This is a genomic window from Vibrio sp. Scap24, from assembly GCF_013394185.1.
Classification (GTDB): domain Bacteria; phylum Pseudomonadota; class Gammaproteobacteria; order Enterobacterales; family Vibrionaceae; genus Vibrio; species Vibrio pomeroyi.
Genome location: NZ_CP041333.1, coordinates 1098201 through 1111472, shown reverse-complemented (window position 1 = coordinate 1111472; position 13272 = coordinate 1098201). Strand labels below are relative to the sequence as shown.

Genomic DNA, 13272 nt, shown 5'->3' with positions numbered 1-13272 from the left:
ACAAGAGGACTGCGAGTTTAAACTTACTCTGCAGCTTTTGTCTCTTCAGCTTCAACAGTCGCTTCTACGGCACCTTCAGCTTGCTCTTGAGCTGCTTTCGCTTGTTCTTCAGCTTCCATTTTTGCACGGTCAGCTTTAGAAATGTAGCGAGGCTTGTTGCTACTATGCAGTTTAGAATTCGCCTGTTTCTGCTTCTTTTTTAGAATTTGATTGATTTTTTTCTTACGGTTCATTGCTGCATAGCCTTGTATTTAGTTTAGGCGGTGGAGGATAATCATTTTAGCTCTAGAACTCAATATTTACATGGTATTCAGCAAGGAAAATATCACTATGCAGGCAGTCGAGACCGAACGTTTAAGATTAAGAATGATCACACCTCAAGATGCGGCGTTTATTCAACGATTATACAGCTCAAAAGATTTCCTGCGTTACATTGGTGATAAGGAAATCAGCGACACTGAAAAGGCTATCGAGTACATCGAAAACAACATTCTTAAGATGCACGAAGAGAAGGGTGTCTGCTTGTTGATGGTTGAAATCAAGGATTCTTCAACACCAATTGGTATCTGCGGACTAATAAAAAGAGACACATTAGAGTCGCATGATATTGGCTATGGGTTTGTTCCTGAGTTTTACGGTCAAGGCTTTGCCCAAGAAGCAGCGGAGGCGATAATTGAACAAGCTAAGCAGAATGCTGATATCGATCATTTAGTTGCCATCACAACCTCTGATAACATTCGAAGTATCGTACTACTGACTAAGTTAGGCTTTGTGTTCGAGCGAGTTGAAGATGTGATAAGCGAAAGCGTTAATCTCAACTTGTACGGTTTCTCATTAGGTAATTAAAACATGTTCCAACATAACAATATTCTACAAGGCGAGCTGGCAACGGAGTACAAAACCGTTATTGCGATGGTGCACATCTATTGCAAAGATCACCACGGTGAAGTTCGTCAGAACAACGCGTTATGTGAGGAGTGTGAGCAACTGTTGCGTTATGCCGAAACACGATTGGATAGATGTCCTTATGGCGAAGCAAAACCGACCTGTAACAAGTGTCCAATTCATTGCTATAAACCGGATCCGAAAGAGCAAATGCGATTGGTGATGCGCTATGCCGGGCCAAGAATGCTACTTAAGCATCCGATATTAGCGATCAGGCATCTGATTCATGAAAAACGAAAAGTGCCTGCAAAGCCATTGCCGAATGTGTCGAACCGCCATATTCGAATGAACAAGAAGTAACTGGCGCTTTAAAGTAATTTCTAAAGCAACGAAAAAGGTCTGATTTCTCAGACCTTTTTTTGATGTAGATACGTTTTTTAACCTTAGCTTGAATGTAGCCAGTTAACTCTAACTTACGCCGCTTGTGGTTCTTCGTAGGTCACGGTTAAGTTGTTGATCCAGCGTCGGCTCAAGTAACGGTGTGAACAGATAGCCAGTTTCACCACTTCTTCTACTAACATCAGACCATAGATGTATTTGAAGTCCCATCCAGCAACAAATGCGCCGTAAACACATACTGGAATGCCTACCATCCACATTGCGATGAAATCCATGCGAAGGCAGAACGCATTATCACCACCAGCACGAATAATACCGTTAATGATCACCATGTTGAGCATACGAATCACAACCGCAAAGCACATGATCATCATTGCTGGTGAAGCAAGCGGGTATAAAGCGTCTGTGGTCAGGTTTAGCCATGATAGAACATGCTCTTTACCCATAAACAGTAGCAAGCCAACAACCGCACCAAAACCAACCACGGCTTTGATGAAGGTCAGACCCATACTCATAGCGTCATCAAACTCATCACGACCGAGTGAGTGACCAAGCAACACCGAACACGCTACAGAAATACCAAAGAATATCGAGTAACACAGCGACTCAAAAGGCGCGAGCATTGAGAATACTGCGAGCTCCGTTGTGCCCATGTGACCAAAGATCATTTGGTAAGCCATGGTACCCATTGCCCATAACACCGCATTCATGGTCAGTGGCAGCGCAATACGACGGTAAGACAACCAAAGCGACGGACGATGCGGTGAACTCGGTGTGGTTAATAGCCAGTGGTTACGCATACGCATGTAGCCATACATCAAGCCCACTTGAATCAAGCGCGCTAAAGTTGTCGCCAATGCAGCACCTGCAACGCCCATCGCTGGAATACCGAAGGCACCTTTGATGAGTACGAAGTTAAGTGCGATGTTGAGGGCAATCGTCACCGCACCAAGTAATAGTGGTGTTACGGTGTCACCTGATGAGCGCATACTTGCTTCTACCACGACCACAATGTGAGTCAGCAGAAGAACAGGGAATCCATACCAAAGGTAAGTCGCGCCAAGTTCAATCACGATTTGATCGCTGGTTTGCAACATCATCAAAAACTGAGAACCAAGAGTGATGATTGCAGTCACAGGCAGCAGAACTTTTAAGCCAAATACCATCGCGATAGACGATACTGTGCGCGCGCTTTTGCGGTCGTTCTTTCCCCAATATTGAGCGACTAATGTTCCGTTTGCTGAGGCCAACCCTGCCATAATCATAATAGCAACGAAGTGCCATTTTGATGCAATTCCCACAGCGGCAGCTGCTTCCATGCCAAAGTCACTGACCATTAAAACGTCAGCAAGGGCAAGAATAGCAACCAGCGCGCTTTGCAAAGCAACAGGCAAACCAAGTTTAACGATACGAGGTAAGATGCTCTCTGGCTTGTTATTCATAGATGAGTTAGGGTTGATGTTAGTTGTCATAAGCTCTCCGATTTATGGCAGAACTATAGTGATTTGAGCGAAGTAACAACATGTTTAAAAAACAACAAAACCTGTGCGAATCCGTCATTGATACCATGAAGCCTAAATCAACGTGGCAAGATGATGTTTTTCTCGCGGAACAATGTAAAGAACGTTTTTTGACCGTTGAAGATATCCCAGAGATGAAAAGTTGTGGTGTCTACATGGGTGGTATGGCAAAGCTGCATGATGCGTACTGGGTTGAACGTGAATCTGTGAATGTTCATACGTTAATTTTTACACAAGAAGGGGGCGGAATCCTAACCACCGCAACTTCGGTTCAAGCGATTACGCCATATACGCTTGTCGTTCTTCCTGCTGGAACCCCATTTCGCTTTGAACTTGATCCTCAATACAACTATTGGAAAATGGCGTGGATGCTGACGCCCGATACGCCACAGTGGCAACATATTGCGAGCTTGGGCCAGAGTATTGTGCCTTTCGGCGAGTGCGAACAAATCTGGTCGCTGATGAACTTGGTTCACTTTGAAATTGGTGGCAGGGCCAGTTACAGAAAACTACTGATGAGTGAAATCATCCGCACGTTAACTGGGTTTGAACCTAAATCGACCAGCACCACGGCACGTGTTCAGGCGTTATACAACGAAATCGAAAGCAGTCTGCATTTAGCGTGGACAGTAGCAGGCATGGCTGAGCGTGTGTTTATCAGTGAAGAGCAGTTGAATCGAGTCACTAAGTCGCTGTTCAATGTTTCTCCGCGCAGCAAATTGATTCAGCTGAGAATGGATAAAGCGACAAGTTTGTTGAAGCAGCAAGATTGGTCGGTGTCGATGATAGCCAATCGTCTGGGTTATAAAGACCCATATAATTTCTCACACCGGTTTAAGAAGCATTTTGGTTTATCTCCGAGCCAATATCGTAAAAGCCACCGCTTGACACGCTAACTTATTGATCTGAAAATCAAAGTAAAAGGTCGGTAGAAATGTGTCTGATATTCGGGCGAAATTTAACTGAAAATCTAATATAAAACAGTGTTCATTTACGATGTCTGATAACTGAAGAATGCAGTAGATTTACTGTATTGTTAACGATCGGGGTTATGTACTTTTCTCTTACTTTTATGGTCATGCCTATGCAAATCGGTATGGCTGATTCACAAAATAAGAGGTAAGTGATGCCACAAGACATAACGGACATGCCGGACTTTAGTTCTGAACGGGTAATCGTTCTTAACAGGCGAGAAGTGAATACTAAAACGAAATTGGTCCGAAAGGAAGAGAACGGGTCAATCGTCGGGACATTATCTGAACCCCACCGTAAGGTACTTTTCTATCTTTACCAGAACAAAGGCGTGGTCATCAGCAAGAATATTCTCAAGCGCGTAGGGTGGCCTGGTAAGTCTGTGACATCCGCTTCAGTGCTGGTTGCGATCTATGAAATTCGCAGAATGATAGACTGTAAATGCATCTATACTATACCGAATGAAGGCTATTTATTAGAGCCCAGACCCTGCTGTTGATATTCTGTTCATATTCTTATAATAAAAATTTAATCTCTTTACCGTATACGCTGCTTTCATTATCTTCGATTTTAAGCGTCCATTTATAAGTGACGTTATTAAACACATCTCTTAATAAAGTTGTGTCGTTGGTTGCTCTATTAGGGAATATTATATGAATACGGACTCTTCCCCTGTAATTGAAGGTAAACGTGTAGAACAAAACGAGGTATTGGAGGTAAACGGAAAGGTTATTGAGCTGAACACAAAGCTCATACGCAATCTAGAAAATGGTTATATCGTTGGAACGATGCCATTAGCTTACAGAAAAATGATTCTCTCTATGAATCGTCATCGTGGACAACTATTCAGTGTCCGCCAGCTAAAAAACATCGGTTGGGAAGGTGAGAAGGTCACCAACTCTTCGGTGATTGTCGCTATTTCAGAGATACGCTCAATTCTTGGTGATGGATTGATCTTAACGATCACTGGCGAAGGCTATGTGTTTCAACCATAGTGTGAACCAATAAGTATCGCGTATAAAAAAGGGCGCTTCCTTCAGACTTATCGTCTTTGGTGAAGAGCCCCTCAGTGTATCGTTCAATCTTACGTGATTAGAACTGATTACTCGCCAGCGATTTGTAGTGGAGAGCGTTTTAGGCTTGCGATCAGCATGTAGATCGTTGTCGCTAGCAGAGACGCGAACAGGTAAGTGAATAACCCTGCTTGTGAATCCATGAAGCTGTCTGCCACAATTGGACCCGCAACTGAACCGATGCTGTAGCAAAGCAGCATGATTTGAGTCACTGATACCAAGTAGCTTGGATCTAAGTTACGGCAGCCCAAGTTAATTGCAATTGGGTAAAGTGCGAACGTCGCCATGCCTAGCACGAACAGGCTCATGCCTAGTACGTAGAAGTCATGATTGATTGTTAGTACGCCAATGCTTGCAACACCTAGTAGGCAGAACAAAGCCATTAACAACACTTGACCTACATGGTGAGATAACCAAGTCACCATCGGCTGTACAGCCATACCCCCTATGATCACTAAAGCCATCAAACCACCAATGTCTTCATGAGCAATATTACGTTGAGCAAGCTCTACTGGCATTAAACCGTAAATCGCACCCAGTGTAAGCCCAGACACGATGCAGCCAATTAAAGCGCTGTGGCTCAATTTGCTGACCTGTTTTAGAGACAAAGACTGAGCGTCGTGAATCTGTGGTGGGGTCGCTTGTCCGTACATCAGCACAATGATCGCACCAAATAGCAGAGTGAACATCGCGATAAAAGGTACGCCGCCAGTGATACCTAGATAACCAATACCTAGTTGACCAACCGCAGAACCGCCGTACAGAGAACACATGTAAATCGCTAGGCGTTTTGCACGTTGTGATTCGTCACCGCTCATTAGCCATGATTCAACAATTACGAAGATACCTGCTACCGCAACACCAGCAACAAAACGAGCCAATAGCCATACCGCTTGATGCGGGATCAATGGTAATACAAGGATCGTTGCAATGAACACGCTCAGTGCCACTACGAATGCGTCTTTATGACCAATACGAGCAATGGCGCGCTCAATCAATAACGTACCCGCTAGAAGACCTGCGTAAAAGGCACTCGCCAACCAACTCGATAGATTACTGTCTAGGCCATATTCAGACAGCATTAATGGCAAAGAGCTCATTAAGTAGCCTGAAGCGATCGCGTAGAAAGACAGTGCAATAACTGGAACGGTTATGCGAGTTGTTGGTTGGATGTTGTCCAATGCAGGAGCCTCCGATAGTGAAAGAAACGATGAATTTTCCGCGACTATGGGGGAGAAACTGAATTGGGTAAAACGAATAAAAATGGTCGTTAAGATAAAAGAAATTTATCGACTAACGAAACTAAAATACCGTTGCGATATTTGGTTAATGGACGAGATTTTATGTGGTCAAAAAGCCGCTAAACCTTTGTTCATCGGTTATTTAATAGAGAAGGCGATAGCAATTTAATTACGATAACTAGAATTTAATTAAATGCGTGATTTTCTATTAGACCGCTTCTTTACGGTATTGGCGTGGCGAGCTTCCACTCCACTTACGAAAGGCATGACGAAAGTTCGCGCTATCAGAAAAACCCACACGCTCAGAGATTTCCTCAATGCTCATTTTGGTCGAAGACAGGTAGTGTCGAGACAGATGAAAGCGGACATGGTCGAGTATCTTCTGATAGCTGGTATCGGCAGCTTTAAGGTGTCTACGCAGTGTGCGAGAAGACATCCCCAGTTCTGACGAGATCGACTCTATTGATGGGTAACTTCCTGGCCTCTCAAGCAGCATTTGCGAGACCTTTTCTTTAAGGCTGGTGGACGCACTGACTTTTGCCAACATGTCATCACATGATTTAAGACACATCTGTAACGTGATGGTATTGGCCGTAGGAAGAGGCGAGTACAAGCTAGTTGCATCAAACTGCCATTCAAGGCGGTCACTATTAAATTCAACAGGACAACGGAAAATCTCGGTATAGAGGTCACCGTATTCTGGCTTCGGATAAGGGAAGCGGATCACTTGTGATGGAAAGGGCTGTTGTAGGACTTCTTCGCAAAGGCTTTGAATCGCCGCGAACCAATACTCACAACAAAATGGAAGCACAGAGTCTAAGTCGATTAGCTGTTCTGCTCTAAAGTATCCAACGTTGCCTTCTACCGACATAGTTTTTCTCAGCACCGGGCCGGCAAGTTGGAGATATTTAAATCCAATTAGCAAAGCATCTAACAGCGTTTCGCTACTGAACACCGCATAACCCAAGACACCAAAGTCGCTAAACCGAGCTTGTTGGCCAACTCTTAACCCTAAACCGTCTTCATCAGTATTCGCCAGTGCATTGCTAAACACCGCCAACTTTTGTGCCAAGGTAATGTGCGTGTCTGGCGTGTTGAGCTGGCGATCATCAATGTTACTGCCTTCCAACAACGCTTCGATATTAAGCGCGGGTGACATATAGCGATGCAGTAGTTGAAGATCAAGAATGCCGAATGCTTGCATATCGGGTTCGTAAACTGCGGTGTATTCCATAGGATGCCTCTTGTTGAATATCGTCATCTTAACCGAACTTTTAACATTTACGCCTGTTGCTTGTTCTCACTTTCCTAAGCTTGTTCAAACTTTTGCTTTATGTGTGCAAGGTTTTACAAGGTCTGATTGAGCTGTGTCCGAATATCACCGGTTTTTGTCTTTTTGAAACCTGTTCGAAATGTTATCAGGATGTTGTAATTTGATGGGTTGCACATCGGTTAGTCTCGAACACTTTGCTTATTCAACACTCTCATCGACAGACACACCAGTGTGCAGGCTCTAATAGCAACAGACACAACACTTATTACAACGATTAAAACGTCTAAGGCGAATGTGACCGCTAGGTCTAGCCAAATAAGGAGATCATGGATGCACAATCTTGCTGTTAACTTGGAACGTAGCGCTTCGCTGTTTCCAACTAAAGCCGCTCTGCGTATGGGCACGGATGAAGTCAGCTTCGCTCAGCTAGAACAACTTGCTGGGAAGGTAGCTGCCAATTTAGAACGACTTGGGTTAAAGAAGGGCGATAAGGTCGCGCTGTCGTGTCCCAATGTGACTTATTTCCCCATCGCTTATTACGGTATTCTAAAAGCGGGCTGTGTGGTTGTGCCTTTAAACGTATTGTTCAAGGCCAGAGAGATCGCTTATCACCTGAATGACTCTGACGCGAAAGCTTATTTATGCTTTGAGGGCAGTGAAGAGTTACCTATTGGGCGCTATGGATTACAAGGTTTTGCGCAGGCCGATAACTGCGAACATTTCGTGTCTATGCCAATACCAAACGGCGCAACATCCACGCTCTCAGAAAACCACGAGCAGCAAGAAACGATTGCAGATTGGCTAGCACAACCTTTGGATGCGTATGAGTCTGTAGCGTGTCATGGCGATGATACCGCGGTAATTCTTTATACGTCAGGTACCACAGGCCAGCCGAAGGGCGCTGAGCTTTCCCACACCAATATGCAAACCAATGCGATGTCGTCACAGTATCTAATGAGATTGGAATACAGCGACACGACTATGGCTACGCTTCCTCTGTTCCATAGCTTTGGCCAAACCGTAATGATGAACGCGAGCGTGTTGACGGGATCAACCATGGTCTTGATTCCACGCTTTGAGCCGTCACTGGTGATCGATCAGATCATTAACCATAAAGTGAGTGTCTTTGCTGGCGTTCCCACTATGTATATCGCGTTGCTAAAGGCAGGAGAAGAGTCTCCTGACACTTCAGAAAAAACAAATAAACGGTCTGAACAGGTTAAACATAGCTTGAGGCTTGGCGTGTCTGGTGGTGCTTCCATGCCACTTGAGGTTATTCGTCAGTTTGAATCGCGCTTTGAATTACCAGTATTGGAAGGATACGGGCTATCTGAAACGGCGCCAGTCGCGACTTTCAATCACATTGATGGTGATCGTCTCTCGGGCAGTGTTGGTCAGCCGTTGTGTGGTCACCTTATCAAGATTACTGATGTACAAGGCAACTCGGTGGCAATGGGAGAATTGGGCGAAGTGTGTATTAAGAGCCCAAGTGTTATGAAAGGCTACTATCAACGACCGGAAGCGACGGCAGAAGCGATCCGAGATGGTTGGTTTTTAACGGGTGATATCGGGCGCGTTGATGAGCACGGTAACTTGTTCATTGTTGATCGTGTGAAAGACATGATCATCCGAGGCGGTTACAACGTTTATCCGAGAGAAATCGAAGAAGTATTGATGTGTCACCCTGATGTGGAAATGGTAGCGGTGGTCGGTGAGCACCATGATCAGCTAGGTGAAGAGATTCATGCCCATGTGGTGCTGCACGAGCATACACAATGTGATAGCAAAGCCTTGATGGCTTGGTGTCGTGAGCAACTAGCCGATTACAAATACCCTCGTAAAGTATTCATTCGTAGTGCATTACCCATGACGGCAACAGGTAAAATATTGAAGCGAGAGTTGCACCCTCTAGAAGTCGCGGAGGCAATCAATGGATAACTATGACTTTATTATCGTGGGCGGTGGCTCCGCTGGTTGTGTGATGGCTTCTCGGCTGTCTGAAGATCCAAACACGACCGTTTGTTTATTGGAGGCTGGTGGCAAAGACACGAGCCCATTTATCCATACTCCAGTTGGTGTGGTGGCGATGATGCCAACCAAGCTCAACAACTGGGCTTTCGAGACCGTTGAACAGCCGGGTTTAAATGGTCGTAAAGGCTACCAACCGAGAGGTAAGACACTCGGTGGCTCTAGCTCTATCAATGCCATGATGTACGCCCGTGGGCATCGCTATGACTACGACACTTGGGAAAGCTTAGGTAATGTTGGCTGGAACTATGAATCGTGTCTGCCTTACTTTAAGAAAGCAGAGAATAATGAAGTCCACCAAGATGAGTATCATGGTCAAGGTGGTCCATTGAATGTGGCGAACCTTAGGTCGCCAAGCCCAATGTTGGAACGTTATTTAACCGCGTGTGAGTCGATAGGTGTGCCTCGCAATGACGATATCAACGGTGCCGCTCAGTTAGGCGCCATGCCAACGCAGGTGACTCAGCTGAATGGTGAACGATGCAGTGCTGCCAAGGCGTATTTAACACCAAATCTATCGCGTCCCAACCTTACTGTGGTGACCAAAGCAACGACATATAAGGTTTTGTTTGAAGGGAAGAAAGCGGTAGGTGTTGAATACGGCTCGAATGGCAAACGTTATCAGATCCGATGCAGCAAGGAAGTCATTTTGTCTGCAGGTGCTTTTGGGTCGCCCCAGTTGCTGTTGCTATCGGGCGTTGGCGCTAAAGATGAGTTGGCGGTTCATGGCGTCGAGCAAGTTCATGAGTTACCGGGAGTGGGTAAGAATCTGCAAGATCATATCGACTTGGTTCACTCATATAAGTGCAGCGAAAAGCGCGAAACGTTCGGTATTTCATTGAAAATGGCATCTGAAATGACCAAAGCTTTACCGCTATGGCACAAAGAACGCCGTGGCAAGATGAGCAGTAATTTTGCCGAAGGAATCGGCTTTCTTTGCTCCGATGATCATATTGCCGTGCCGGATTTAGAGTTTGTATTTGTGGTCGCTGTAGTCGATGACCATGCGAGAAAAATTCATACCAGTCATGGCTTTACCTCACATGTCACCTTACTTAGACCTAAGAGCCATGGCACCGTAACACTGAATAGCGCCGATCCATACGATCCACCTAAGATCGATCCTGCGTTTTTTAGTCACCCTGAAGATATGGAGATCATGATTAAAGGATGGAAGAAGCAGTATCAAATGCTAGAGAGTGAAGCGTTCGATGATATCCGTGGTAATGCTTTTTATCCTGTCGATGCTAGTGATGACAAGGCTATCGAACAAGACATCCGTAACCGCGCTGATACCCAATATCACCCTGTTGGAACCTGTAAAATGGGACCTAGTGGTGATTCATTAGCCGTGGTGGACAAAGATTTGAAAGTTTATGGATTGGATAATTTAAGAGTCATTGATGCGTCGGTTATGCCGACATTAGTCGGGGCCAATACTAATGCGCCAACCATAATGATTGCTGAGAAAGTCGCTGAGCAGATTAAAGAGCAATATAGCTTGGATAAGAAAGGCACTGTAAACGAGCAAGGCGCGAATGAGAGCGCAGAACATGAAATGACGGGTTAGAAGCACAGATTAGAAATAACAGGTGGATTTACAATAGGTTAAGGAGCCTTATCCATTAAGGTTCCTCAACCTATTTTGTTTGTTGATTGCTGAAAGAATCGAAACAAACTTACTTAGTTAAAGCTTGATTAAGCCATTGATCAAATTGACCTTTTGGTAACGCACCGTTGATCGTGTCGACACGTTTACCGTCCTTAAATACCATCACAGTAGGAATACTTCTGATTTGGTACATTGCCGCAAGCTGCTGCTGATCTTCCGTATCAACCTTAACGAATCGAACATCTCCAGAGCGCTCTTTTGCGACGTCGCTGAACACAGGCGCAAAGCCCACACATGGGTTACACCATGTTGCCCAGAAATCGACAACCACAGGCTGTGAGCTGTTCAAAATAGATTGGAAATTCAATGACGTGCCTTCGATTGGCGCACCGTCTAGCAATGCGTTTTTGCATTTACCACATGTTGGGCTTTCTGAAATTCGTTCTGAAGGAACTCGGTTTACGCCACCGCAAGAAGGGCAACGTGTGTTGAATGTAGACATAACTTTCTCTTTTTATTGCAACTCCGTGTCTAACGCGATTTACGAATCACGCACGGAACGCTTATACTGTTTAAAACAAGAATACGATACTTAAATAAAAACAAACAATAAACAGGTAAATGATGACAAAATTTTACGCCGAGATTACTGGCTGGGGAAAGTGTCTGCCACCAGCCGTGCTGTCCAATGATGATTTAAGCACTTTCATTGATACGTCTGACGAGTGGATTCGTACTCGAACTGGTATCGAAAACCGTCGTATCAGTCATGTAAATACCTCTGAGCTAGCGACTGTTGCTGCTCAACACGCAATGGCGTGTGCTGGCCTTACTGCCGAAGATATCGACCTCGTGATCATCGCAACGTGCAGCCCTGACTCTCTTATTCCAAATACTGCGTCTAAAGTTCAACAGAACCTAGGCATCAAGAGCGCAGCGGCTTTTGACCTTAATGCAGCATGTACTGGCTTCATTTACGGTGTTGAAACCGCGACTCGATTGATTCAAGCGGGCAACTACCGCAATGCGATCGTTGTGGGCGCAGAACGTCTTTCATTCTTCATCGACTGGACCAAGCGTGATACTGCGGTTTTATTTGGTGATGGAGCAGGCGCAGTGGTTCTATCTCGCACTGAAGAGCAAGTTGGCCTGCAAGAAGCTCAAATCGGTTGTGACGCCGAAGGCCGCGATATTTTAGCAGTACCAAAGTTCGGTACTTCTATGGATCGCTTTGCTGCTGACAACGGTTACTGGGACTTTGATTTCGTAGGTAAAGAGATCTTCAAACGTGCAGTTAAAGGCATGGGTGCAGCAGCACACACTGTATTGAGCCGTACAGGTATCTCAACAGACAACATCGATGTTGTGATTCCTCACCAAGCAAATATCCGAATCATTCAAACTCTGTGCGATATGGCGGGCATTGAACGTGAGAAAGCGTTTGTGAACATTCAACACTACGGCAACACGTCGGCTGCGACTGTGCCAATTGCTTTATGTGAATCGTTAGAGCAAGGCTTTGTTAAACCTAACTCAAACATCCTTGTAGCGGCATTCGGTGCCGGTTTAACTTGGGGTGCTGGTCATATTAAATGGGGTAGCCGTGTTGAACCACTAGGTCAATCGGATGCTAAGCTACCAGAAGCGGATAAGTCGGCTTTAGAGCTTTTAGAAAGAGCCATTTTACACTGTAAAACGCGTCCTAATTCTGAGAACGAGTAGCAGCATGGTGCAAGTTCGTTTTATGACAGAAGCCGACCTTGATGGGGCGGCTTTAGTTCACCAAGCTACTTTTGTTCGACAGCAAAACTCAAAAGGTTGGTTACAATGTAACTTAAATGCTGCGCCACGCTTTCTTAACTTCGTTGCCGAGAACGAAGGCGAGATTGTCGGCTACATTATTTGGGTGCAAAAGAGTGGGTTTAGACCTGAAGCTGTTTTGGAACTAGAGCAACTTGCTGTGTTACCGAGCGCGCAGGGGCAAGGATTAGGCAAAAAGCTGATTCTAGACTCTTTGCCGCAAGTGAAGCAGAAGCTAGCAGAGCAAGGCTCGACGCTAAAACATGTATTGGTGACCACGAGAGCAGACAACTTTGCACAAAAGCTTTATCAATCGACGTTGGGCGCAGAGGTCGAAACCACGATTTCAAACCTGTACTCTGCGGATGAAGTGCTTATGATAGCTCGCAATGTCGGTGAACGAATCTGATCGCTGAGTTCTTAGAACCAATTATAATCAGCGATCTAAATTGATTTACGTTTAATTAGG

Annotated in this window: 14 protein-coding genes; 9 read left to right on the top strand and 5 right to left on the bottom strand. The window is 45.1% G+C overall.

Annotated features, from left to right (window positions below):
- Nucleotides 1–23: 23 nt before the first annotated feature.
- On the bottom strand, nucleotides 24–233 hold the full coding sequence (locus FLM53_RS20365) for a DUF2986 domain-containing protein (RefSeq protein ID WP_052879544.1): 210 nt from the start codon (nucleotides 231–233) through the stop codon (nucleotides 24–26).
- A 97-nt stretch (nucleotides 234–330) separates the two neighbouring features.
- Here FLM53_RS20365 and FLM53_RS20360 point away from each other — a divergent pair, with 97 nt between their 5' ends.
- The gene (locus FLM53_RS20360; protein ID WP_176679641.1) at nucleotides 331–846 is read left to right on the top strand and encodes a GNAT family N-acetyltransferase; all 516 of its coding nucleotides are present in this window, start codon (nucleotides 331–333) and stop codon (nucleotides 844–846) included.
- Between the two features lie 3 nt (nucleotides 847–849).
- Nucleotides 850–1245, top strand: coding sequence for a nitrous oxide-stimulated promoter family protein (locus FLM53_RS20355; protein ID WP_176679642.1), 396 nt, complete (start codon nucleotides 850–852; stop codon nucleotides 1243–1245).
- A 113-nt stretch (nucleotides 1246–1358) separates the two neighbouring features.
- On the opposite strand, the gene FLM53_RS20350 is transcribed toward FLM53_RS20355, so the two are convergent.
- On the bottom strand, nucleotides 1359–2756 hold the full coding sequence (locus FLM53_RS20350; protein ID WP_176679643.1) for an MATE family efflux transporter: 1398 nt from the start codon (nucleotides 2754–2756) through the stop codon (nucleotides 1359–1361).
- A 50-nt stretch (nucleotides 2757–2806) separates the two neighbouring features.
- On the opposite strand from FLM53_RS20350, the gene FLM53_RS20345 reads away from it, so the two are divergent.
- The 3 genes from FLM53_RS20345 to FLM53_RS20335 all read left to right on the top strand — a co-directional run bounded on the left by FLM53_RS20345 (nucleotide 2807) and on the right by FLM53_RS20335 (nucleotide 4771).
- Entirely contained in the window at nucleotides 2807–3700 is an 894-nt protein-coding gene (locus FLM53_RS20345) for an AraC family transcriptional regulator (protein ID WP_132763437.1), read from the top strand.
- Between the two features lie 251 nt (nucleotides 3701–3951).
- Nucleotides 3952–4275 carry a transcriptional regulator gene (locus FLM53_RS20340; RefSeq protein ID WP_370779744.1) on the top strand — a complete coding sequence of 108 codons (324 nt, stop codon included), beginning with the start codon at nucleotides 3952–3954 and terminating at the stop codon, nucleotides 4273–4275.
- Nucleotides 4276–4429: 154 nt separating this feature from the next.
- Nucleotides 4430–4771, top strand: a complete 342-nt coding sequence (locus FLM53_RS20335; protein ID WP_017632411.1) for a helix-turn-helix domain-containing protein — start codon at nucleotides 4430–4432, stop codon at nucleotides 4769–4771.
- Nucleotides 4772–4878: 107 nt separating this feature from the next.
- On the opposite strand, the gene FLM53_RS20330 is transcribed toward FLM53_RS20335, so the two are convergent.
- Complete coding sequence (locus tag FLM53_RS20330) at nucleotides 4879–6030, bottom strand: MFS transporter (protein WP_176679644.1); 1152 nt, start codon at nucleotides 6028–6030, stop codon at nucleotides 4879–4881.
- Nucleotides 6031–6298: 268 nt separating this feature from the next.
- Complete coding sequence (locus tag FLM53_RS20320) at nucleotides 6299–7324, bottom strand: AraC family transcriptional regulator (RefSeq protein ID WP_176679646.1); 1026 nt, start codon at nucleotides 7322–7324, stop codon at nucleotides 6299–6301.
- 369 nt (nucleotides 7325–7693) lie between these two features.
- Here FLM53_RS20320 and FLM53_RS20315 point away from each other — a divergent pair, with 369 nt between their 5' ends.
- On the top strand, nucleotides 7694–9301 hold the full coding sequence (locus FLM53_RS20315) for a long-chain fatty acid--CoA ligase (protein ID WP_176679647.1): 1608 nt from the start codon (nucleotides 7694–7696) through the stop codon (nucleotides 9299–9301).
- Nucleotides 9294–10961, top strand: a complete 1668-nt coding sequence (locus tag FLM53_RS20310) for a GMC family oxidoreductase (RefSeq protein WP_176679648.1) — start codon at nucleotides 9294–9296, stop codon at nucleotides 10959–10961. The genes FLM53_RS20315 and FLM53_RS20310 overlap by 8 nt, the downstream gene beginning before the upstream one ends.
- Nucleotides 10962–11070: 109 nt before the next feature.
- Here the strand turns inward: FLM53_RS20310 and trxC are convergent, their stop codons facing one another.
- Entirely contained in the window at nucleotides 11071–11505 is a 435-nt protein-coding gene (gene trxC, locus FLM53_RS20305; RefSeq protein ID WP_176679649.1) for a thioredoxin TrxC, read from the bottom strand.
- Nucleotides 11506–11627: 122 nt separating this feature from the next.
- Here trxC and FLM53_RS20300 point away from each other — a divergent pair, with 122 nt between their 5' ends.
- Entirely contained in the window at nucleotides 11628–12725 is a 1098-nt protein-coding gene (locus FLM53_RS20300) for a ketoacyl-ACP synthase III (protein WP_176679650.1), read from the top strand.
- Nucleotides 12726–12747: 22 nt separating this feature from the next.
- Nucleotides 12748–13212 (top strand): GNAT family N-acetyltransferase, encoded by a 465-nt coding sequence (locus FLM53_RS20295; RefSeq protein ID WP_176680071.1) that lies wholly within the window; start codon nucleotides 12748–12750, stop codon nucleotides 13210–13212.
- Nucleotides 13213–13272: the final 60 nt, after the last annotated feature.